Raw genomic sequence first — 21,591 nt, forward strand, 5'->3', positions numbered from 1 at the left:
CGCCGCCACGCTCGACATAAACTGCGACTGCAAAGAATACGTTCTGGATTATCTCGCCCATTCCTTCCCGGTGCAGCTCTATGAGCCGTTCACCGACAGCGACGGCAATCTGTCGTCGCGACCAGTGTTTCGCGATGGCCAGCCGGTCGAGAGCCGTGACGCCGTCGCCCGTCGCGACCGCCTGATCGAGAGGCTAGCTTCCCTACCTCCGGTCCCCGGCGCGCTCGACCAGATCGTCCAGCGCTTCGGCACCGATGTCGTGGCGGAGGTGACGGGACGTTCGCGCCGCATCGTCCGCAGGACTAGCCCCGGCGGCATCGACCGCCTCGCCGTGGAGAACCGCGCCGCCTCGGCCAATCTGGCCGAAACGCAGACCTTCATGGACGATCAGAAGCGCATCCTGATCTTCTCCGACGCCGGCGGCACCGGGCGCAGCTACCACGCCGACCTGTCGGCGCGGAACCAGCGGCTACGCGTCCACTATCTGCTGGAGCCGGGCTGGAAGGCCGACGCCGCCATTCAGGGCCTGGGCCGCACCAACCGGACCAACCAGGCGCAGCCACCGCTGTTCCGGCCGATCTCGACGGACGTGAAGGCCGAGAAGCGGTTCCTATCGACCATCGCCCGCCGCCTCGACACGCTGGGCGCGATCACGCGCGGCCAGCGCCAGACCGGCGGTCAGGGTCTGTTCCGGCCCGAGGACAATCTGGAATCGCACTATGCCCGCGATGCACTGCGCCAGCTCTATCTCCTGCTGGTGCGGGGCAAGGTCGATGGGTGCTCGCTCCAGATGTTCGAGGACGCCACCGGCCTGTCGCTGATGGATTCCACCGGCATCAAGGATGAACTGCCGCCGATCACCACCTTTCTTAACCGGCTGCTGGCGCTGACCATCGAACTCCAGGGCGTCCTGTTCACGGCGTTCGAGCGGCTTCTGAACGCCAAGATCGAAGGCGCCATCGCGTCGGGCAGCTACGACGTCGGGTTGGAGACGCTGCAGGCCGAGAGTTTCATCGTCACCGACCGCCGAACGATCCACGTTCATCCCGGCACCGGCGCCGAGGCTCGGCTGCTGACCATCACCCGGCGCCAGCGCAACCGCCCCGTGACGCTGGCCGAGGCGCTCGATCATCTCAACGACCCGGGCACCAGGCTGCTGATCAACGAGCGCTCGGGCCGCGCCGCCGTGCAGATACCGACCACCAGCATCATGCTGGACGATGGCGAGATCGAACGGCGCGCGCGGCTGATCCGGCCGATGGAGGCGCACAACATCCCCATCAAGATGATGGACGAGACCCATTGGGTGCAGGCCGAGCGGATCGCCTTCAAAGCAGCCTGGGATGCCGAGGCCGCCGAGGTGCCTGAATATGCCGACAGCACCATCCATGTCGTCAGCGGGCTCTTGCTGCCGATCTGGAAGCGGCTGCCCAAAGAATCGACGCGGGTCTATCGGCTCCAGACAGATGACGGCGAGCGCATCGTCGGCCGCCGCGTCTCGCCCGCCTGGGTTGCCGGCGCGCTCGCGACCGGCACGTCAACCCTGACGCCCGACGATGCCTTCATGGCGCTGATGGACGGAAAGACCATCCTCGATCTGACCGAGGGTCTTCAGCTTCGCCGCGTCAGGGTCATGGGCGCCAACCGCATCGAGCTGTCCGGTTTCACCGACGCCATGCGCGACCGCCTGCGGGCCTATGGCTTGTTTCACGAGATCATCTCGTGGAAGCTGCGGATGTTCGTGCCGACCGATACGACCGGCGCTGCGATCATCGCCAAGGTGCTGGAGCGCTACCCTGTCGAACGCATCGGCGAGCGGGAGGCGGCGTGATGGCACGGCTGGACGCTTCCGATCTGGCGATCCGTCTCGGCCGGCAGGCCTATGCGGTCTGCCGTCATTATCTCTCCGCCGGTCACCGGGAGGGACATTATTGGCTGGTCGGCGATGTGCGCAACACGCCCGGCCGGTCGATGTTCGTGCGCCTGAAGGGTGGCGAAACCGGCAAAGGCGCGGCCGGCAAATGGACGGACGCCGCCACCGGCGAGCATGGCGACCTGCTCGACGTCATCCGCGAAAGCTGCGGTCTGGTCGACTTCAAGGACGTTGCCGATGAGGCGCGCACCTTCCTGTCGATGCCACATCCCGAACCGGACCGTCCGCATGGTGGCGAGCGCAAATCACCAGCCCCGACCGGATCACCGGAAGCGGCACGGCGGCTCTTTGCCATGGCGCAGCCGATCTCGGGCACGCTCGTAAAGACGTATCTGCGTACACGCGGCATTACGGATTTGCACGGAACCGGAAGCCTGCGCTTCCATCCCCGCTGCTATTACCGGCCTGACGAATATTCCCCGACCGAGACCTGGCCGGCGATGATCGCATCGGTCACCGATCTCGACGAGCGTCAGACCGGCGCACATCGCACCTGGCTCGCCCCTGACGGCTCGGACAAAGCCCCGATCGACACGCCGAGACGGGCGATGGGCGACCTCCTGGGACACGCCGTTCGCTTCGGTGTGGCGGGAGAAGTGATGGCGGCCGGCGAAGGCATCGAGACGATGCTGTCGCTCAGAATGGCGCTGCCCACCATGCCGATGGCGGCGGCGCTCTCGGCGGCGCATCTCTCGGCCATCCTGTTCCCCGACACCTTGCGCCGGCTCTACATCGCCCGCGACAACGATCCGGCCGGCGACGGTGCGATGGCGACGTTGATCGAACGGGCGAACGCGGCCGGGATCGAGGCGGTCGTAGTGTCTCCGAGACTGGGCGACTTCAACGAGGATCTCCGCTTGTCTGGTCTGGACAGCCTCCGTGCAGCGGCACGAGTGCAGATCGCGCCACAGGACGTCGCACGCTTCATGGCGCTGGCGGCATAGGCCGACAGGAGAATGCAGTCGGCGGGAGCGCCGTCGTCGGCGTCGCTCGGATGATCCCCAGGTCGGAGAGAACCGCGCCCCGGCCTTCGAGAGGGCGATCGGCCAGCAAACGGCCCGGACCCGCAATGCCTGCGGCGGACTATTTTCCGGCGCGGCCAGAGGCCGCTTTCCATCGCGAGGCAAAATAGCCCGCCTTCGTCCTCCTCCGCTATGCTCCGGCCCTCCGCTTCGCTGCGGATGCAGGTCCGGCCCGCCCGCAGGCTTTCGTCGCCATGAAGGCCGCGAGGGTCGCGGTCGAACCGACGGAGCATCCCGATGAGCGAGCACGACGACTACGAACCGCACCACGCCTCTTCCCCCACCGACCATGTCCTCAGCGAACTCCAGCTTTACGGCTACCGTCCCTTCACGGACGAACCCGATCCCCGACCACTTCCGGAGGGCGACCATGTCGCCGGCGCCATCGCCGACATCTTCGACGCCCTGATCGTCACTTTGGAGGACACCCGCCTCGAGCCCGACCTCGACGATCTCCTCTGGTCGACGGTCAACGTCTTCCACCGGGCCAACGAACGGATCGAGCGCGAGCTGGACGACAACGAGCAGGCGCAGCGCCGCGGCCAACGCGAACAGGACGGCAGCGAAGTGAAGGCCGTCGAGCTGGAACGCCTGACGGCCGAGGGCCAGACCATGATCGAACGCCGCAACGCCTTCGAGCTGATGCGCGACCAGGCGGCCGAGCACTACGAGCGCCACACCGGATCGAACTGGCGACCGCGCAGCGGATCGATGGTCAACCATCGCAACCTGACCTCGGCGATGATCGACAGCCGGGACTTCCTCGCTGCCAAGAAGCGGGCCGACAATCAGTTGCTACTACCTGCCGGTCCAAAGATCGCCTTTACCGGCGGGCTCGACTTCAACGATCACCACCTGATCTGGGCCAAGCTCGATCAGGTCCACGCCAAGCACCCCGACATGGTGCTGCTGCACGGCAAGTCGCCGAAGGGCGCCGAGAAGATCGCGGCCAAATGGGCCGACGCCCGCAAGGTGCCGCAGGTCGGCTTCGCCCCCGACTGGACGAAACACGCCAAGGCCGCACCGTTCAAGCGCAACGATCAGATGCTGGACGTCCTGCCGATCGGGGTCATCGTCTTCCCCGGCACCGGCATTCAGGACAATCTCGCCGACAAGGCGAGGAAGCTCGGCATCCCGCTGTTCGACTTCCGCCCGAAGGGAGGTGGCGCGTAAGCGCCGCCTCTCACAGCATCTCGGGTCGAAACAGCGATCTGCGGCTGATGACCTTGCCGGACACCACGAACACGCCATCGCCGGTGTAATGCAGCGTCTCGGGATGCTTAGGCGACGTGGCGACATGCGCCTTCACCACCTCGAAGATAAAGAAATTGTACTTGTCGACCAGCGCGTCGTCGTGAAGGCGGCATTCGAAGCTGGCATGGCATTCGCCGATCAACGGCGCATCGACCTTGCTCGCCTCTTGCTGCGTGAGATTGAACTTGGCGAACTTGTCGATCTCGGCCCCCGACGTGTTGCCGATCCCCACCACGGTATCGGTCAGCGCCGTCGTCGGCAGGTTGACCACGCATTCCCGGCTTTCGCGGATCATGCGGTGGCTGTGATTGCCGCCGGAGATCATCAGGCCGACGAGAGACGGCGAGAATTCCAGGATCGTGTGCCAGCCGAGCGTCATGATGTTGATCGCGCCCTGCCACTTTGATGACACCAGCACGATCGGACCGGGCTCCAGATAGCGCCGCACCTGGCTGACGGGGAAGTCGGTCTTCTCAGGCACCTTCGGCATGGGCGTTCTCTTCGACAACTGCGCTTTGCATGATCATACCCGGCCATGTCGGCAGCATCACGACCGGCAGCATGGCGGCGATGCTTTGGCGCGAAAGCATTGAACGGGCGTTACCATGGTGGCCCCGGTCATGGCGGAAAACCATCCCCCGCTTCCAATGCGCTGATCCTTGGTCCAGCCGCTGGCCTGACGCCATCAACCCGTAAAGGGTCGGACTACGCAAAGCGTGCCGCCGCTCCGGCTTCGCCTGCGCGGTGATCGCGGCCATCGGCCGGACACATCGGGCGCCTGTCGCGCGGGAGATGGTCTCCCGCCTCCAAGACAGGAGCCGGTCAGATGACCCTCAATCAAGCTCACGCCTTCGCCTTCAGCCTCGCTACGACCCTCATGGTCACCATCGTCATCTTCCAGGCCGGCGACGGCTCCATGGGCGTCATGCCGGCCGGCGAATATGACGGCGAACTCGCCGCCATCGTTCACGAGATCGATCCCTTCGCCCGCTGACCGCGGGCAAGGCGTCGCGACCGCAAGCGGGAATCCTACTGGATTTCCGCTCCCGTCCCGCCTTCTCTTTGGCTATACTGGCGACGCGCCGTGGTGGTGGTGGTGGAGGCGCGACCGTCAGACCTCTATCTCACGGAGAACACCACCATGGTTTTCATCGGCATCCTCTCCAGCATCGCGGCGATCGGCGCCCTGTGCTGGCTTCTATTCACACTGGCTGTCTTCGCGCTGCCGTTCTTCGCGGGCGTCAGCGCCGGGACTTGGGCCTTCCAGACCGGCGCCGGTTGGCTCGGGGCGATCCTCGTCGGCCTCGCCGCCGCCGCGCTGACGCTCGGCCTCGGGCAGTTCCTGCTCGCCTTCATCCGTCCGCTCTGGATACGGCTCGCGATCGCACTCGCCTTCGTCGCGCCTGCGGCGCTCGCCGGCTACCATGCGACACATGGCATCGTGAAACACACCATGCCCTCCGACACCTGGCAGATCATCTTCTCCGTCATCGGCGCAGTCGCCGTTGGCGTCACGGCGCTGATTCGGGTGACAGCAATGGCCGTGCCCGGGCCAACCGTGCAGAATGTTGCGCGCGCCTGACATCGTTGCCGGCGGCGGGACGGTGGGTTGATGTCTTACGTGTCGCGCTCCTCGTCGGCAGGGTCGTTCTCAATCGCGTTGATCGGATCAACGGCTAACCCAATTGACGCGCCATGCCCTCGGTGACGGTGCTGGGGGCAATGCCCTGACGGCGCGCCCAACGACGGTGCGAGTGCCGAGAGGGGGCGATCGCGTGGGCGACGGGCAGGAGTCGGCGGAACGGAGCGTCTGCCGGAGCTGGTTTGAACCGCGGTGCCAGGCGTCGTCACGGTCCATCGGTTCGGGGTGGTCGCCACGTTCTCCTGTGATGCGTCTCTGTCAGGTCGACCGCTCCAAAACGGCCTCTTCAATGGGCTGATCTGGCCGAAGGTCGGCTGCGCCTCGATCGCCTATGCCGCAACAGCGGCGTCGAAACTTTCTTCCCCTGCCGGCTGCGCCGTCATTCCTCGCGAGCCAAGAAAGCCCCTCCTTTGCTGTCAGGCCCCTGCGGGGTGCGCCGTCAATCGCCTCCGGCCTGTCGATCGCCATCGAGGCCGCAATGGTGCGGGCTCGGAACAGAGTTCAAGGAGAACTACCATGGCGACCATCGGCACCTTCAAGAAGACCGGCAACAACGAGTACACCGGCGAAATCGTCACCCTCAGCCTGCAGACCAAGAACGTCCGCATCGTCTCCGAGGCCCGCGCTACCGGAGAGAACGCCCCCAGCCACCGCGTCTTCGTCGGCCGCGCCGAGATCGGCGCCGCCTGGTCCAAGACCTCCAACGAGGGGCGCGCCTATCTGGGCCTGAAGCTCGACGATCCCAGCTTCAATGCCCCGATCTACGCCAACCTCTTCGACGACGAGGAAGGCGAAGGCTTCAGCCTCATCTGGTCCCGCCCTAGCGGCCGCCGCAACGGCGAGTAAGGCCAGCGCGACGCCCCGCCCGGACAATCCGGGCGGGGCCAAACGCCTGACGGTGGAGCGAATCACCTCTGGTTCTGGACACCGGAATCGCGCCCGCTAAAGCCAGAACCGCTGGTCTTTTCTAGCAAGAACGACTATTATAGCCGTAGTTCTGGCGTACGCGTAGGTCCGAGTGGGAGGTGATCATGCATGATCACCGCCCGACAATCACGGGCCGCACGCGCGTTGCTCGGCTGGACACAGGAGACGCTCGCTGACAAGGCCCGGGTATCACTGACCGCGTTGAAGCGCCTTGAATCCGACAGCGGGCTCGAGGTGTATGAATCAACACGCGATCAGGTCCGTCGAGCCTTTGAAGGCGGTGGCATCGTCCTGCTCAACTCCGGCCAAAGCGTGGGAGTGATGCTGGTTGGTGACAAGGACAACCCTTGACGACTTTTTCGGGCGAACCCGCCCGACCATCCTGATTTTGCGTCAAACCGCGGCGGTGTGGCGCGGGATATCATTACGGTTAACAAACCGCTCCAAATTGGATACGAATGACTCGTGGGGCTCATCGTGACCAACGCAGAATATCTGGACGAACCGCCGCTCGGCGCGGCGCTCACCGCCTATGACCAGGCGCATCTGAAGCTGTACCTGAGGCTGCTCGACGCCGAGGCGGACGGCGCGACCTGGGAGGAAGTCGTGGAGCTTCTCTTCGGCCTCGATCCCGCAGCGGACCCCAACCGCGCAGCGAAAATTCATGCCGCTCACCTCGCTCGCGCGAAATGGATGACCGAAAACGGCTTTTGCGAGCTTCTCGGCCCCCGCCTCCATTGAGGTGATGCAGAACCTGCATCACGTTGATCCGACTTCGTTCTTCCCACGCCACGCTCAACTTGGGATCGTGACCGCTGCTTGACTCGCGTTGCGTCATAATTTCGCGGAGGCGGTGGAGGATGTCCGAAGATGAAAGTTGGCGGTCTGAGACCGCCTACAACTATATCGACAATCTAACTCCGGGTGACCTTGCCTGGGAATTCCTGCGCCGAAACCCCAACTACCGGAAAGCCTATCAGGAGCTTGTGTCCAGCGGCCGACTCTCACCCGAAACGGCCGAAGAATTTGCGAACCTATGGGGGTTGCGATTTCGGCGCCGACCCTCTCATCGCGGCTCATGCCCAGCAGATTTTTTGGACCCCTCAAGTCGATCCGTCAGCAATAATGTTCGCCGCAGGTCCGCGCCCTGAAGGGTTTTCCATCACTGCCGACGAGTTACGCCTCCGTACCATATTCCAGCACGACCCTGCTCATCTCAGGCTCGATATCCGCGGCGAGCAGTATGACGTCACGCTCGCAGACCCGCAGGACGAGAACCCGCTCGCGGCGATGGTCATGTTCGATGACCTCACACCGGATCGACAGACCGCGCTGACCCGGTTCTGGAGCGCGATCAAAGGCAAGCGCGTCCCGAACGACCCTCGAATGACGCCGCAGCGCCGCGAGCGCGCGCGCCAAATGCTGCGTGCGGTCGATGGACGTCGTGCCGGCGCGACATATCGATCGATCGGGGAGGTTCTGTTCCCTAGTCATAAAATCGACGCCGCCTCCTGGGCCGGGGACGCGCTGCGCGAAATCACGATCCGGCTGGCGCGCGACGGCGTGAAACTCGTTGAAGGCGGCTACCGCTCCCTCCTGCGCCGACCCCGCCGATCATAGCCCGCCATCGTCCGCCTGCGGCGTGTCGAAACTAGATTCCTATCTCCGACATCGTCCGACCCACCGTCTTCACGCCACCGTGCTCTCGAACCGCCGCCTGACGGCAGCGGCCCCCGATGAGAGCACGGAGGCTCGACAATGGCCGATACGACCGCCGGCATCCCGCCACGCTACCTGCGCACGCAGGAGGCCGCTCGCTTCCTCGGACTGTCCGAGCGCACACTGGAGAAGCACCGCACCTACGGCACCGGCCCGGCTTACAGGAAGCTCGGCGGCCGAGTCGTCTACGCCATAGAGGATCTCCAGACGTGGGCCGATCGCGGCCTCGTCAGTTCGACCTCTGATCCGCGCGGCACTGTGCTCCCCGCCAAGCGGCAGGAGCCGTCGGATCGCCGCTTCGCCGGCCGCCAGCCGCGCTGAGACGACACGCCATGTCGTCCCGTCACACACAGCACGACGAGCGTGCGCAGCTCGATCTGTTCCGGGCGCTGCCCGGCGATCTCGCGCCGCGCGACGCGCAGGACCTCATGGCCTATCCGTTCTTCTCGCTTGCCAAGTCGAAGCGCCTGACGCCGATCGACTTCAAGGCGGGTTCGGTGAAAATCCGTGTCGAAGCCGTGCCCGAGCACGGCATGGCGACGATCTGGGACGCGGACGTTCTGATCTGGGCGGCCTCGCAAATCGTCGAGGCCCGTGACGTCGGCCTGCGCCCGTCACGCCTGATGGCGACCACGCCTTACGAGATTCTGAACTTCATTGGACGCGGTGTCTCGCTGCGCGATTACGACCGGCTTAAGGCCGCGCTCGACCGCCTCCAGTCCACCACCATAGCGACCTCAATCCGCCAGCCGACCGAGCGGCGGATGCACCGCTTCTCCTGGATCAACGAATGGAAGGAGCGAGCCGATCACCGCGGCCGCCCGCTCGGGCTCGAACTGATCGTGCCGGACTGGTTCTACGCCGCTGTCCTCGATGACGCGCTAGTCCTGACGATCGACCGCAACTATTTCAGGCTGACCGGCGGTCTGGAGCGCTGGCTCTACCGCCTCGTGCGCAAGCACGGCGGCAAGCAGGAACACGGCTGGAGCTTCGGCTTCCCGCATCTCCACGCGAAGTCCGGCAGTCTCTCGCCGCTCAAGCATTTCGCCTACGACCTGCGCGACATCGTGCGCCGCCAGCCGCTGCCGGGCTATCGCCTGACCATCGAGCAGTGCCTCGGCGGCCCCGAAATCCTGTCCTTCGTACCCACCAATCCCGACGCGCTCGGCATCCCGCGCCGCCGTCGCCGCTCGACAACTCGACCTGGGGATAAGCTGTGAATCATCTCGTGCTATCAGGGACCGGCGCTATCGTGCCATCGGGGACCGGACTCTCGTGCTATCGGGGACCGGAATCGTCGATTCATCGCGCTGAATCAGCAGCTTGCGAGCCCCGTAACTTATCTAACCTAGATTCCTACGGAATCTTTCTAACGGACCCCGCTTTTTCGACCGCTGTGGACGAGTCCCCGATCGCCGGGAGACCGTCATGATCGTCGCGTTCCTCAACCAGAAGGGCGGCGTCGGAAAGACGACGCTCGCCCTCCATCTCGCCGGTGAATGGGCTCGGCATGGGCAGCGCATCACGCTGATCGACGCCGACCCACAGGGATCGGCGCTCGACTGGTCACAGCAGCGCGGCCGGGAGGGATTGGAGCGGCTTTTCGGTGTTGTCGGCCTGGCTCGCGACACGCTCCACCGCGAAGCGCCGGAGCTGGCGCGCGACGTCGATCATGTCGTCATCGACGGACCGCCGCGTGTTGCCGGTCTTATGCGTTCGGCGCTGCTGGCTGCCGATCTTGTACTGATCCCGGTGCAGCCGTCACCGCTCGACGGCTGGGCGTCGGCCGAGATGCTGACGCTGCTCAGCGAAGCGCGGATCTATCGACCGGACCTCAAGGCGCGGTTCGTACTCAACCGCTGTGCAGCCCGCACGATCCTCGCCCGCGAAACCGCTGAGACGCTCGCGGAACACGATCCCCCGCCGCTCCTCACTACCATCGGTCAGCGCATCGCCTTCGCCGATGTCGTGCAGACCGGACGGCTCGCGGCCGAGCAGGACGATACATCGCCCGCCGCGCGGGAGATTGCCGCGCTCGCCGCCGAAGTCACGAGGATCGGGGCATGAGCGAGCGGTCCTCGAAACGCAGTTTCGCGTCCCGGCCGGCCGATCCGGAAAGCTGGATCAAGGCGCCAGACTGTCCATCGCCGCGCGCGGACCCCGCCGCCGAATTTACCGCCAGGCTGACGATCGACGTCACCGCCGACATGCGCGGCCGGATCAAGATTGCCGCCTTCCAGCGCGGACAGACGGTCGCCGAGATGCTGCGCGCGCTGTTCGAGCGCGAGTTCCCCACCAGCGAAGGAGAGCCGCGATGATCGGTGTCGCCGACCCGTCGCTGCGCAGCGGCTTGCCGCCAGCGCCAGCGGCCGATGCACTGACCCATGTCGAGTTGACGTGGGTCGAGAAGAAGATCGAATTCTGGATCAGGTTCGGCCGCGAGATCGCCGAACAGATCCTCGACCGCCGCCGACGCGTCGTGTCGTTCGCACCGGACAGTGTTTTCACCTTCGTTCGCTGGACCTCCAACGACTACGGCACCGCACTTTCTCGGCTCGACATCGTGCGCGCCGTCGGTGCGGGCGAGCGCTGCCAGACTCTGCCATCCGTGCGCCCCGGCGGCGACATCCTGTTGCGCGCCGATGGCTGGCCGAAGGTCGAGCGCGTGCTCCAGCTCATCGATGCGATCGAGGCGCGGGGCATCGAAGCGATCGACGTTTCGCCCGATCACTGGCGACACGTTCACAACCGTCTGACGGCCGGTGAAACACCGCGCGCCTACGACGCGCAGCAGCATCGCGCCTTCCTCTTGCGCCGGAGGATCATGCCATGAGCCGCTTTGGATACGTCATGACGACGTACTTCGCGGTGATGCTGATGGGCGTCCTGTCGATCGTCTCCTTCGCGCCAAAGCTGATCTGGAATGCCTCCGCGAGCACGCCGATCGGCCTCTATGCGATCAGCGCCAGCGACGGATTGGAAGCGACCGACCTCGTCGCCGTAGCGGCGCCGGAGCCGATCGCCACGTTCCTTGCCGATGGCGGATATCTGCCACGCGGCGCGCCGCTGCTGAAGCGGGTAGCAGGCCTTCCCGGTCAACGTGTGTGCCGATCCGGCCGCACGATCACCGTCGACGGCCACGCCATCGGCGACGCGCTCGACCGTGATCGTCGGGGCCGCGAACTGCCGATCTGGCAGGGGTGTCGCGTCATCGCCGACGACGAGCTGTTCCTGATGAACTGGCAGGTCCGCGACAGCCTCGACGGCCGTTACTTCGGCCCGCTCCCCGCCAGCTCGCTCATCGGCCGGGCCACCCCCCTCTACACCGACGAGGACGGCGATGACCGCTTCGTCTGGCGCGCGCCGACGCGGTGACGGCACGCCCATGACCCCGTCCACCGCACAGCCAAGGAGAAACCCATGTCCCTCATCGGTCAATTCACGAGCGAAAATGACGGCTTCATCGGCCACCTGATGACGCTGACATTGCACCAGGACATCATCATCGTTCCGGCCGAACCGTCCGATGCCGAGAACGCGCCAGACTTCCGCGTCCATGTTCTCGACAGCATGAACAACGAAACCGGCGCGGAGATCGGTGCGGGCTGGAAGCGCACTGGCGAGAAGGCCGGCGACTACGTCTCGCTGCAGATCGACGATCCGACCTTCGGTCATCCGATCCGCGCTAACCTCTTCCAGTCCGCCGACGACAAGTCCGCCTGGGGCTTGCACTGGAATCGTCCGCCCAAGCGCGCAGAGCGGGACTGAACGATGTCGGTCCCGCTCCCCAAAGCTGTCGCCGGGCGGTCAAACACCGCCCGGCGCACAGTCCTCCTTCTCCTTTCCGGCCTTCTGCTTTCCGCACCGCTTTGCGCCAATGCGAATGCGCAGACGGTGTCCGCCGAGCGCCCCTCTCGCGTCGCTCCCTACGCCACATTCATCACCGAGGCCGCGCAACGCTTCGGCATTCCCGAGCACTGGATACGCGCCGTCATGCGCGTCGAAAGCGCTGGCAACGTGCGGGCGATCTCGTCGGCCGGCGCGATGGGCCTGATGCAAGTCATGCCCGCCACATGGGCTGATCTGCGCGCCCGTCACCGGCTCGGCGCGAATCCTTACGATCCACGCGACAACATTCTGGCAGGCGCCGCCTACCTGCGCGAGATGCACGACCGCTACGGTTCGCCGGGCTTTCTCGCGGCCTATAATGCTGGTCCCGGCCGCTATGAAGAGTATCTTGCTGGCCGTCCGTTGCCCGCTGAAACCCGCGCCTATGTCGCCGCGCTCGCGCCCATTATCGGCGGCGCAGACGCGCTTGCTCCCGTCACGGTCGCGGCCGCCGATCCCAACGCCTGGACGCGCTCGCCGCTGTTCATCGTGCAATCCGAGCGCGCCGCCACCGCTGTTTCGACGACCGGCGATCGCGCGTCGAATGAGACCCCGGCTGCAACTCCGGTGCGCGATGCCACAGCCATCGCTCCGCAATCCGCAGGCCTGTTTGTCGCCCGAAACGGCGATGGGGGGCCGCGATGACGGTGCTCGCAGCATTTCGCGGAATAGCGTGCTCTGGCGGAAGGATGGCGGTCCGAGGAGGGAGAGCAGGCAACACAACCGCACGATGGCGAGATAAAAGCGCGCGAGGTGCGGCTTGGTGCGGTCGTGTGTTTTCAGGGACTTATGGCGCATTGGCGCGAGGTGCGCCTGATCGGCGCAGCCTGCGCATCCGCCATTTCGCCAAGGATTACCGCGCGATTGCGCGATGTGCGGGGCCTCGGCCATGAGCAGCGAGGACGATTTCCGCATCCGGCCAGGCCGCATCCGCTCGACCCGCGCGCAGCAGGCGCGACCCTTCATCGCCCAAGCGCTGGCGGCCGCGCAGCGCGCCGGCGGCAGCGTCTCGCGGTCCGGCACGATCAGTTCGGGCAACCGCTCGCGTTTCGGGCGCGGCCAGCGCGCGACGGTGCAGGCCAACCGGCTGCTCACCAGCCGATCGCGCAACACCGTAATCAAGACGCGCGTCGTCCGTCGTAGCGCGCGGGCCACGCCGCTTTCCGCCCACCTTAGCTACCTGCGGCGCGAGGGTGTCACCCGGGACGGGGAGAAGGCGCGGCTGTTCGGTCCCGAGACCGAGGACGCCGATCCCAAGGCCTTCGCCGAGCGGACCCAGGATGATCGGCATCATTTCCGGTTCATCGTCTCGCCCGAGGACGCGACGGAGATGTCCGACCTCAAGACCTATGCCCGCGACCTGATGGGGCAGATGGAAAAGGATCTCGGCACCAAGCTCGACTGGGTCGGTGTCGATCACTGGAACACGGATAATCCGCACGTCCACATCATCCTGCGCGGGCGCACCGATGACGGCCAGGACCTCGTCATCTCGCGCGACTACATCAAGGAAGGCATGCGCGCCCGCGCGCAGGATCTCGTCACCCAAGAGTTGGGGCCGCGCACCGATCACGAGATGCGCCGCAATCTCGAACGCCAGATCGAGTCGGAACGCTGGACCAATCTCGACCGCCAGCTTTCGCGCGACGCCTATCGCACCGGCATCGTCGATCTCGCCCCGCATCCCGATCGCCAGCCCGACGAGTTCCACGCGATGAAGGTCGGCCGGCTGCGGAAGCTGGAGACGCTCGGCCTTGCGGATCAGGTCGGCCCCGGCCAATGGGTCGTATCGGAGAATGCCGAGGCGACGCTGCGCGAACTGGGCGAGCGTGGCGACATCATCAAACGCATTCATCGCGGCCTGACGGAACGCGGTATCGAGCGCGGCGCCGCCAGCTATGTGCTCGCCGGCGAGAGCCTCAACGATCCTGTCGTTGGCCGGCTGGTCGATCGTGGTCTCGACGATGAGCTGAAGGGCACCGCCTACGCCGTGGTCGATGGCACGGACGGACGGACCCATCATATCAAGCTGCCCGACCTCGACGCGGCCGGCGATAGCGCGCCGGGCTCGATCGTCGAGCTGCGCAAATTCGACGACGCGCAGGGACGCAGACGGGTCGCGCTCGCCGTCCGCTCCGATCTCGACATCGAGAGGCAAGTCCATGCAACCGGCGCGACCTGGCTCGACCGGCAGGCGATCGCCCGTGAGCCCGTTCCGCTCGGCGGCGGCGGCTTCGGCGCCGAGGTACGCCAGGCTATGGACCGCCGTGCCGACCATCTCGTTGGTCAAGGTCTCGCCGAGCGACAAACACGGGGCGTCAGCTTCTCACCCGGGCTGATCGACATGCTGCGGCAGCGCGAGGTCGACGCCCTTGGCGACAAGCTCGCGGCCGAGACCGGCCGACAATTCTCCAAGGTCGCAACGGGCGAGTATGTGGCGGGCACCTATCGCCAGCGCTTCGCGCTCGCTTCCGGCCGCTTCGCCATGATCGACGACGGCCTCGGCTTCCAGCTCGTGCCCTGGTCGCCGTCCCTCGAACGCCAGATCGGTCAGCACGTCTCCGGCGTGTCGCGCGGTGCCGGTGGCGTCGACTGGAGCTTCGGCCGCAACCGCGGCCTCGGCATGTAGCCCAACCAAGAAAGGAGTGCCCGCCATGTCGGCGACCAAAATCCTCTGGGGCCAGATCCTCACCGTCTTTCTGATCGTGCTCATGACGACCTGGGCGGCGACGCAGTGGACAGCCTATCGGCTCGGCTTCCAGCCCCAGCTCGGACTTCCGTGGTTCGAACTGGCCGGCTGGCCGATCTACTATCCACCGGCCTTCTTCTGGTGGTGGTATTTCTACGATGCCTATTCGCCGCCGATCTTCATCGAGGGCGCCTATATCGCGGCGTCCGGCGGCTTCATTTCCATCGCCGTCGCGATCGGCATGTCCGTCTGGCGGGCGCGTGAGGCCAAGAACGCCGAGACGTTCGGTTCCGCCCGCTGGGCGGTCGCCCCCGAAGTGAGCGCCGCCGGCCTACTGGGCCCGGATGGCGTCATCCTGGGGAAATTCGAGCGTGACTATCTCCGCCACGACGGGCCTGAGCATGTGCTGTGCTTTGCGCCTACCCGATCCGGCAAGGGCGTCGGCCTGGTCGTGCCGTCACTGCTGACCTGGCCGGGCTCTGCGATCGTCCACGACATCAAGGGGGAGAACTGGCAGCTCACCGCCGGCTTTCGCGCGCGTCACGGTCGCGTGCTTCTGTTCGATCCGACCAACGCGAAGTCCGCCGCCTACAATCCGCTGCTCGAGGTGCGTCGCGGCGAGTGGGAGGTCCGCGACGTTCAGAACATCGCCGACATCCTGGTCGATCCGGAGGGTTCGCTGGAAAAGCGGAACCACTGGGAAAAAACGAGCCACGCGTTGCTGGTCGGCGCCATCCTGCACGTCCTCTACGCCGAGGCCGACAAGACCCTGGCTGGCGTCGCCGCCTTCCTCTCCGATCCGAAGCGGCCGATCGATTCGACGCTCGCCGCCATGATGAAGACCGCCCATCTCGGCGAAGCCGGTCCGCATCCGGTGATCGCCAGCGCCGCGCGCGAGTTGCTCAACAAATCGGACAATGAGCGGTCGGGCGTGCTGTCCACCGCCATGTCGTTCCTCGGTCTCTATCGCGATCCTGTCGTCGCCGAGGTCACACGCCGATGCGACTGGCGCATCGTCGATATCGTCGGCGGCAAGCATCCCACGACGCTCTACCTCGTCGTGCCGCCGTCGGACATCAATCGGACCAAGCCGCTGATCCGCCTGATCCTCAATCAGATCGGCCGGCGGCTCACCGAGGATCTGAACGCGAAGGGCAACCGCCATCGCCTTCTCCTGATGCTCGACGAATTCCCGGCCCTTGGCCGCCTCGACTTCTTCGAGAGCGCGCTCGCCTTCATGGCGGGCTACGGCCTCAAAGCCTTCCTCATCGCCCAGTCGCTGAACCAGATCGAGAAGGCCTACGGGCCGAACAACTCGATCCTCGATAACTGCCATGTGCGCGTCAGCTTCGCGACCAATGACGAACGGACCGCCAAGCGTGTCTCGGACGCGCTCGGCACAGCGACCGAGATGCGCGCGATGAAGAACTATGCCGGTCATCGCCTGTCGCCCTGGCTCGGCCACATGATGGTCTCGCGCTCGGAAACAGCCCGGCAACTGATGACCCCCGGCGAGATCATGCAGCTTCCGCCATCCGACGAAATCGTCATGGTCGCCGGTACACCGCCGATCCGCGCGAAGAAGGCGCGATATTATGAGGATCGCCGGTTTCAGGAGCGCATCTTACCGCCTCCGAACCTGGTGAAGCCGACAACGGCCCGACCGGACGACTGGAGCACGCTGCCCCTTCCAGCGACACCGGCCGTGTTGACGGCGACAGGCGGCGGGAGCGGATCGGAGGATGAGGATACGACCGACTCCGAGCGCCGACATCAGCCAGAACTAAGCCGCGCAAAGCCCGTCGAGCCTAAGCAACCCATCGAAAACGAGTTCGAGATCGATCCCCGCGACGATGCCGATGAGGATGCCGCACGTCTCTCCCGCATGAACCACACCATGCGCCAGGTGGCACGCCAAGCATCGCTCGATCCCGGCGACGGCATCGAGCTTTAGGAGGCACCATGGCGAAGCCCCCCAAAAAGCAGCGGCTATCCGTGTATCTCGAACCGGACGTCATGAAGGCGCTCGCCGCGCACGCCGCCCGGCGCGATCAATCCCTCTCGCTGATCGCGGAAGCCGGCATCGCCTCGTTCCTGTCGCCTGATGCTGCCGAGCGGCAGGAGGCGGCGACGACGAAGCGGCTCGATCAGCTCGACCGGCGAATGGCGCGTATGGAACGCGACCTTGGCATCGCCGTCGAAACGCTGGCCGTGTTCATCCGCTTCTGGCTGACGACGAACCCGCCACTACCGGAGCCCGCCCAGGCAGCCGCGCGGGCCAAAGCCGGCGAGCGCTACGAGGCGTTCGTCACTGCGCTCGGCCGGCGACTCGCTCACGGACCGAAACTTAGGCAAGAGATCTCCGAGGATATCGAGCCCACGAACGAAAGTTAGAAAACTCGGCAGGCAAGCCGCAGCCTCGCCGAATAGCTCGATTTGGAGGAAAGTGCTCGGGCAGCTTTCGGTCAAGGTTCGTGAGAACCTCCTGTTCCCTTGCCGGCCAACGTCAGACAACCATCAACCGGTCCGCTATGCGCGCTCGAAGGCGCCACTCGGCGGGTTCGGGTCCGGTCGCCGAAAACTGCCCCTCGTTCAGGAATTTCGCGCCCGGATGATACGGCGTGCACGGGCCAGGTTGGCAATGAGTTCCGTCCGAGTCTGGCGTTCCTGCTTCCATGCGGGTTGACCCGGGTGGGTGCGCCAGGACTCGCTGAGCGGGCTGTTGTCGACAGTGTCGAACCCGAATTGGTCGTACAGTCGCCTTACGATCTCCACCGCGTCGGGAAAATCGCTCGACGCCGAAAGCGCCAGACGGTCGGAGGAGTTGGCTGGCTTCCCCCAAGCGATGATCCGGGGAGCCTGGATGTGCGTGAAGGCCTTGACCACCTTCGATGCGGGAAGCTGCTCCTGACGCAGTTCGTGCTCCGTCTTTTCGCCCCGTTCGACGATCGGGCAATGGCCGTCGCGCCAGGCCATGTAGTTGTTCGTATCGATTACGACCTTCCCCGCAAGCTCAGTCGCAGGCATGTCGTTGACCAGCTTGAGCGGGACGGCCACCACGACGAACTCGCCCGCCGCGGCAGCGCCGGTGGCCGATGCCGCGCGTGCTGAAGGGCCTAGCTCTTCGATGAGCCTCTCCAACGTTTCGGGTCCTCGAGAATTGGCGATGACGACTTCGTAGCCGCTTGCGATGGCGGCGCGGGCGACGTGGCTGCCAACCTCGCCGGCGCCAATGATGCCGATGGTCGTCATAGCTGGCTAGGCGCCGAACGCGCCGTCGATCGTGTGCATTGCCCCGGTCGCGAAGCCCGCCTCCGGCCCCGCCAGCCAAGCCACCATCCCCGCCACTTCCTCAGGCCGCCCGTGCCGCTTGATGGCCATGAAGCTGTGCATCAGGTCTTTCATCGGGCCGTCTGCCGGGTTCGCATCCGTATCGATCGGCCCAGGCTGCACGATGTTGATGGTGATGCCGCGTGGCCCGAAATCCCGCGCCAGCCCTCGCGCCATTCCCTGCAGGGCGGACTTGCTCAGCGCATAGGAAGCCATGCCCGGGTTGGGCATACGATCGCCGTTCACGGAACCTATTACAATGATCCGCCCGCCCTCCGGCATCCGCCGCGCCGCTTCTACCGAAGCGTGATAAGGGGCGTGGACGTTGATCCGAAATAGCCGATCGATTGCGTCTGGGTCCTGTTCCAGCGCATCGCCGAAGACGAGGATGCCAGAATTCACCACCAGCACGTCGAGCGGTCCGCTGTCCCGCACCCGCGCGATCACCGCATCCCGATCCGCGCTGTCTGTCAGGATCGCCGTGCTGTCCGTCTCGGCCGCCAGTCGCTCCGCCGCCTCACGCGATCCGGCATAGGTGAAGGTCACCACCGCACCCTCCGTCGCGAAGCGCCGGACGATCGCCGCCCCAATTCCTCGGCTACCGCCGAGCACCAGAACGGACTTTCCTTGAAACGCGGCCATCGGGCTCTCCTTGAGCTTTAATGTAAGATGCACTACATAAAGCGTCTGATGGTCACGTCAAGGAGTTTTGTAATAGTGACTACAAATACCTCTCGCCCGCGCGGCCGGCCCCGGCGCTTCGATCCCGAGGAGGCGGTTGCCACCGCCCAGCACCTCTTCCACGCTCGCGGCTATGACGCCGTCAGCATCACGGACGTTACCCAGGTTCTGGGCATAAACCCGCCCAGCTTCTACGCTGCCTTTGGCAACAAGGCCGGCCTCTACACCCGCATTCTCAACCGCTATGCCGACACTGACGCCATCCCTCTCGCCGACCTGCTGCGGCCTGACCGTCCCGTGGCCGCATGTCTCGCAGCCGTGCTGGAGGATGCAGCCCGCCGCTACGCCGCCGATCCCGCGGCTGCCGGCTGCCTTGTGCTGGAAGGCACCCGCTGCAACGATCGAGAGGCGCGCGAGGCGGCGCGCGCCTTCAACCTCGCCGCGGAAGGCATGATCCGCCACTACATCGCTGCCCGCTACCCAGAGGACGCCGAGCGAGTGACTGACTTCGTCAGCACGACCATGTCCGGACTTTCCGCCAAGGCCCGCAACGGGCACGGCTTGGACCAACTCCTTGCCACTGCCCGCCTCGCCGGTCTGGCCCTCGCGCAGGCCTTTCCGGGCTGAGAGCTGCGCTGATCGGCGAAGCGATAGCCGCTTTTGGTTCAGGCCTGCTGAGCCGCAGCCGGCTGATCGTGGTCCATAGCGGCCAATTCGATAGCGCGACGCGATATGGTTTTCCCCAAACATTTCGCAAGTAATCGGTAGCTCCGCCGTTTCCCTGTCTTTGTACGCCACAGTACGACGACCACATGATGGTTGTTGTCATGCCCTGATTTCTGCCTCTTCTACTCATCCCCGATCCAGGGCCGCACTTCGCGGACCCGCAAGAGAACGGGGACGACGTGGCGGCCACCCACCAGAAATCGGAGGCGATCCTTCGCGGCGCACGCATGCTGCGCACGGCTCTCGGGCCGGCGATCGCCCGGTTTCTGGAAGACCCCACGATCGTCGAGGTGATGCTCAACCCCGATGGGCGGCTCTGGGTCGACCGGCTCTCCGAAGGGCTTTCAGACACGGGTGAAGTGCTGTCGCCTTCGGACGGCGAGCGGATCATCCGTCTGGTCGCCCATCATGTCGGCGCCGAGGTTCATCCTGGCGCCCCGCGTGTCTCGGCCGAGCTGCCCGAGACGGGGGAGCGGTTCGAGGGGCTGTTGCCCCCGGTGGTGTCCGCGCCGGCCTTCGCGATCCGCAAGCCCGCCGTCGCTGTGTTCACGCTCGACGATTATGTCGCCGCCGGGATCATGGCCCCAGGTCAAGCCGAGACGCTGCGCCAGGCCGTCGCCGACCGGCGCAACATCCTCGTCGCCGGCGGCACCTCGACCGGCAAGACGACCCTCACCAACGCTCTGCTGGCCGAAGTCTCGAAGACCTCGGACCGCGTCGTCCTGATCGAGGACACGCGCGAGCTGCAATGCGCCGCGCCCAATCTGGTCGCGATGCGGACGAAAGACGGCGTCGCCTCGCTCTCCGACCTTGTCCGCTCCTCGCTTCGCCTGCGCCCCGATCGCATCCCGATCGGCGAGGTGCGCGGGGCCGAGGCGCTCGATCTATTGAAGGCCTGGGGCACCGGACACCCCGGCGGGGTCGGAACGATTCACGCTGGCACCGCCATCGGCGCGCTGCGTCGCATGGAGCAGCTCATCCAGGAGGCCGTCGTCACCGTCCCACGCGCCCTGATCGCCGAGACGATCGACCTCGTCGCCGTGCTCTCCGGCCGTGGCGCGTCGCGCCGCCTCACCGAACTCGCCCGCATCGAGGGCCTTGGCCCCGACGGCGACTACCGCGTCACCCCCGCAAGCCAGGCCCTCACAGGAGACCCGTCATGATCAAGCACGCTCTGCGCATTCGCCGCCACATCGCCACGGCGGTGTCCGTCACCTTCGTCTCGCTGGTGCTTGCGCCGGCCGCCCACGCCTCCGGCTCGTCAATGCCCTGGGAGGCGCCGCTGCAATCGATTCTCGAATCCATCGAGGGGCCGGTCGCCAAGATCATCGCGGTGATGATCATCATCATCACCGGCCTGACGCTGGCCTTCGGTGACACCTCGGGCGGCGCGCGCAAACTCATCCAGATCGTGTTCGGCCTGTCGATCGCCTTCGCCGCATCCAGCTTCTTCCTATCCTTCTTCTCGTTCGGCGGCGGGGCGCTCGTTTGATGGCCAACGGCGCGGATCATCATGGCGAGCTGGTGGGCTTCTCGGTCCCGGTCCATCGGGCGCTGACCGAGCACATCCTGCTCGGCGGCGCTCCGCGCTCTATCGCCATTCTCAACGGCACGCTCGCCGCCGCGCTCGGCCTCGGTCTGCGCCTCTGGCTGGTCGGCCTGGGCCTTTGGGCCGTGGGGCATTTCGCGGCCGTCTGGGCGGCCAAGCGCGATCCGCAGTTCGTCGATGTCGTGCGCAAGCATTTGCGCATCCCCGGCCACCTGTCGGTTTGAGGAGCGA

At 65.7% G+C, this 21,591-nt stretch carries 28 protein-coding genes and 1 pseudogene; 25 read left to right on the plus strand and 4 right to left on the minus strand.

The window, feature by feature from the left end; all coding sequences use genetic code 11:
* Window positions 1–31: 31 nt before the first annotated feature.
* The 3 genes and pseudogenes from F1640_RS00185 to F1640_RS00195 all read left to right on the plus strand — a co-directional run.
* Window positions 32–1,831 (plus strand): annotated as a pseudogene (locus F1640_RS00185) (strawberry notch C-terminal domain-containing protein); the annotation flags it as partial.
* Window positions 1,831–2,877, plus strand: a complete 1,047-nt coding sequence (locus F1640_RS00190) for a toprim domain-containing protein (protein ID WP_066115902.1) — start codon at window positions 1,831–1,833, stop codon at window positions 2,875–2,877. The pseudogene F1640_RS00185 and the gene F1640_RS00190, both read left to right, overlap by 1 nt.
* Window positions 2,878–3,192: 315 nt before the next feature.
* Complete coding sequence (locus tag F1640_RS00195) at window positions 3,193–4,128, plus strand: DUF2493 domain-containing protein (RefSeq protein WP_066115904.1); 936 nt, start codon at window positions 3,193–3,195, stop codon at window positions 4,126–4,128.
* Between the two features lie 10 nt (window positions 4,129–4,138).
* Here the strand turns inward: F1640_RS00195 and F1640_RS00200 are convergent, their stop codons facing one another.
* Together F1640_RS00200 and F1640_RS00205 are read right to left on the minus strand one after the other, a co-directional pair.
* On the minus strand, window positions 4,139–4,699 hold the full coding sequence (locus F1640_RS00200) for a flavin reductase family protein (RefSeq protein WP_066115906.1): 561 nt from the start codon (window positions 4,697–4,699) through the stop codon (window positions 4,139–4,141).
* Window positions 4,683–4,967, minus strand: a complete 285-nt coding sequence (locus F1640_RS00205; protein ID WP_066115908.1) for a hypothetical protein — start codon at window positions 4,965–4,967, stop codon at window positions 4,683–4,685. Before F1640_RS00205 ends, F1640_RS00200 begins: the two co-directional genes overlap by 17 nt.
* Before the next feature lie 68 nt (window positions 4,968–5,035).
* On the opposite strand from F1640_RS00205, the gene F1640_RS00210 reads away from it, so the two are divergent.
* The 18 genes from F1640_RS00210 (at window position 5,036) to F1640_RS00290 (ending at window position 17,468) form a co-directional block, all read left to right on the plus strand.
* Window positions 5,036–5,203 carry a hypothetical protein gene (locus F1640_RS00210; protein ID WP_174076593.1) on the plus strand — a complete coding sequence of 56 codons (168 nt, stop codon included), beginning with the start codon at window positions 5,036–5,038 and terminating at the stop codon, window positions 5,201–5,203.
* Between the two features lie 147 nt (window positions 5,204–5,350).
* Window positions 5,351–5,791, plus strand: a complete 441-nt coding sequence (locus tag F1640_RS00215) for a hypothetical protein (RefSeq protein ID WP_066115952.1) — start codon at window positions 5,351–5,353, stop codon at window positions 5,789–5,791.
* 576 nt (window positions 5,792–6,367) lie between these two features.
* Window positions 6,368–6,697, plus strand: coding sequence for a DUF736 domain-containing protein (locus tag F1640_RS00220; protein ID WP_018429585.1), 330 nt, complete (start codon window positions 6,368–6,370; stop codon window positions 6,695–6,697).
* Window positions 6,698–6,886: 189 nt separating this feature from the next.
* A complete protein-coding gene (locus tag F1640_RS00225; protein WP_026227536.1) occupies window positions 6,887–7,129 on the plus strand; it encodes a helix-turn-helix transcriptional regulator in 243 nt (80 codons plus the stop codon).
* Window positions 7,130–7,243: 114 nt separating this feature from the next.
* Window positions 7,244–7,519 carry a DNA -binding domain-containing protein gene (locus tag F1640_RS00230; protein ID WP_018429587.1) on the plus strand — a complete coding sequence of 92 codons (276 nt, stop codon included), beginning with the start codon at window positions 7,244–7,246 and terminating at the stop codon, window positions 7,517–7,519.
* A 119-nt stretch (window positions 7,520–7,638) separates the two neighbouring features.
* Complete coding sequence (locus F1640_RS25940; RefSeq protein ID WP_219730918.1) at window positions 7,639–7,929, plus strand: transcriptional regulator domain-containing protein; 291 nt, start codon at window positions 7,639–7,641, stop codon at window positions 7,927–7,929.
* The gene (locus tag F1640_RS00235) at window positions 7,904–8,398 is read left to right on the plus strand and encodes a DUF2285 domain-containing protein (RefSeq protein ID WP_066115911.1); all 495 of its coding nucleotides are present in this window, start codon (window positions 7,904–7,906) and stop codon (window positions 8,396–8,398) included. Before F1640_RS25940 ends, F1640_RS00235 begins: the two co-directional genes overlap by 26 nt.
* 138 nt (window positions 8,399–8,536) lie before the next feature.
* Window positions 8,537–8,818: an AlpA family transcriptional regulator gene (locus tag F1640_RS00240; RefSeq protein WP_066115913.1), complete on the plus strand. Its 282-nt coding sequence runs from the start codon at window positions 8,537–8,539 to the stop codon at window positions 8,816–8,818.
* 11 nt (window positions 8,819–8,829) lie between these two features.
* A complete protein-coding gene (locus F1640_RS00245) occupies window positions 8,830–9,717 on the plus strand; it encodes a replication initiator protein A (RefSeq protein ID WP_066115915.1) in 888 nt (295 codons plus the stop codon).
* Window positions 9,718–9,925: 208 nt separating this feature from the next.
* The gene (gene parA, locus F1640_RS00250) at window positions 9,926–10,564 is read left to right on the plus strand and encodes a ParA family partition ATPase (RefSeq protein WP_066115917.1); all 639 of its coding nucleotides are present in this window, start codon (window positions 9,926–9,928) and stop codon (window positions 10,562–10,564) included.
* Window positions 10,561–10,815: a hypothetical protein gene (locus F1640_RS00255; protein ID WP_066115919.1), complete on the plus strand. Its 255-nt coding sequence runs from the start codon at window positions 10,561–10,563 to the stop codon at window positions 10,813–10,815. Before parA ends, F1640_RS00255 begins: the two co-directional genes overlap by 4 nt.
* The gene (locus tag F1640_RS00260) at window positions 10,812–11,330 is read left to right on the plus strand and encodes a DUF2840 domain-containing protein (RefSeq protein WP_066115921.1); all 519 of its coding nucleotides are present in this window, start codon (window positions 10,812–10,814) and stop codon (window positions 11,328–11,330) included. Before F1640_RS00255 ends, F1640_RS00260 begins: the two co-directional genes overlap by 4 nt.
* On the plus strand, window positions 11,327–11,872 hold the full coding sequence (locus F1640_RS00265) for a S26 family signal peptidase (protein ID WP_066115923.1): 546 nt from the start codon (window positions 11,327–11,329) through the stop codon (window positions 11,870–11,872). The genes F1640_RS00260 and F1640_RS00265 overlap by 4 nt, the downstream gene beginning before the upstream one ends.
* A 45-nt stretch (window positions 11,873–11,917) precedes the next feature.
* Window positions 11,918–12,265, plus strand: coding sequence for a DUF736 domain-containing protein (locus F1640_RS00270; RefSeq protein WP_066115925.1), 348 nt, complete (start codon window positions 11,918–11,920; stop codon window positions 12,263–12,265).
* A gap of 3 nt (window positions 12,266–12,268) precedes the next feature.
* Window positions 12,269–13,030, plus strand: coding sequence for a lytic transglycosylase domain-containing protein (locus tag F1640_RS00275; protein ID WP_066115927.1), 762 nt, complete (start codon window positions 12,269–12,271; stop codon window positions 13,028–13,030).
* A 244-nt stretch (window positions 13,031–13,274) separates the two neighbouring features.
* The gene (locus F1640_RS00280) at window positions 13,275–15,014 is read left to right on the plus strand and encodes a VirD2 family relaxase/mobilization nuclease (protein WP_066115954.1); all 1,740 of its coding nucleotides are present in this window, start codon (window positions 13,275–13,277) and stop codon (window positions 15,012–15,014) included.
* A 25-nt stretch (window positions 15,015–15,039) separates the two neighbouring features.
* Window positions 15,040–17,028, plus strand: coding sequence for a conjugal transfer protein TraG (locus F1640_RS00285; protein ID WP_066115928.1), 1,989 nt, complete (start codon window positions 15,040–15,042; stop codon window positions 17,026–17,028).
* Between the two features lie 8 nt (window positions 17,029–17,036).
* Complete coding sequence (locus tag F1640_RS00290; protein WP_066115930.1) at window positions 17,037–17,468, plus strand: CopG family transcriptional regulator; 432 nt, start codon at window positions 17,037–17,039, stop codon at window positions 17,466–17,468.
* A 198-nt stretch (window positions 17,469–17,666) separates the two neighbouring features.
* Here F1640_RS00290 and F1640_RS00295 read toward each other — a convergent pair whose 3' ends face one another.
* On the minus strand, window positions 17,667–18,326 hold the full coding sequence (locus F1640_RS00295) for an NADPH-dependent F420 reductase (protein ID WP_066115932.1): 660 nt from the start codon (window positions 18,324–18,326) through the stop codon (window positions 17,667–17,669).
* Between the two features lie 6 nt (window positions 18,327–18,332).
* A complete protein-coding gene (gene bdcA / locus F1640_RS00300; RefSeq protein WP_066115956.1) occupies window positions 18,333–19,046 on the minus strand; it encodes an SDR family oxidoreductase in 714 nt (237 codons plus the stop codon).
* A gap of 75 nt (window positions 19,047–19,121) precedes the next feature.
* Here bdcA and F1640_RS00305 point away from each other — a divergent pair, with 75 nt between their 5' ends.
* The 4 genes from F1640_RS00305 to F1640_RS00320 all read left to right on the plus strand — a co-directional run bounded on the left by F1640_RS00305 (window position 19,122) and on the right by F1640_RS00320 (window position 21,584).
* Window positions 19,122–19,712, plus strand: a complete 591-nt coding sequence (locus F1640_RS00305; RefSeq protein ID WP_066115958.1) for a TetR/AcrR family transcriptional regulator — start codon at window positions 19,122–19,124, stop codon at window positions 19,710–19,712.
* Between the two features lie 278 nt (window positions 19,713–19,990).
* On the plus strand, window positions 19,991–20,974 hold the full coding sequence (gene trbB / locus F1640_RS00310; RefSeq protein WP_066115934.1) for a P-type conjugative transfer ATPase TrbB: 984 nt from the start codon (window positions 19,991–19,993) through the stop codon (window positions 20,972–20,974).
* Window positions 20,971–21,303 (plus strand): TrbC/VirB2 family protein, encoded by a 333-nt coding sequence (locus F1640_RS00315; protein ID WP_066115936.1) that lies wholly within the window; start codon window positions 20,971–20,973, stop codon window positions 21,301–21,303. Before trbB ends, F1640_RS00315 begins: the two co-directional genes overlap by 4 nt.
* The gene (locus F1640_RS00320) at window positions 21,303–21,584 is read left to right on the plus strand and encodes a VirB3 family type IV secretion system protein (RefSeq protein WP_066115938.1); all 282 of its coding nucleotides are present in this window, start codon (window positions 21,303–21,305) and stop codon (window positions 21,582–21,584) included. Before F1640_RS00315 ends, F1640_RS00320 begins: the two co-directional genes overlap by 1 nt.
* Window positions 21,585–21,591 lie beyond the last annotated feature (7 nt).

Origin of the sequence: Novosphingobium sp. NBM11, from assembly GCF_015390225.1 — a bacterium.
Classification (GTDB): domain Bacteria; phylum Pseudomonadota; class Alphaproteobacteria; order Sphingomonadales; family Sphingomonadaceae; genus Novosphingobium.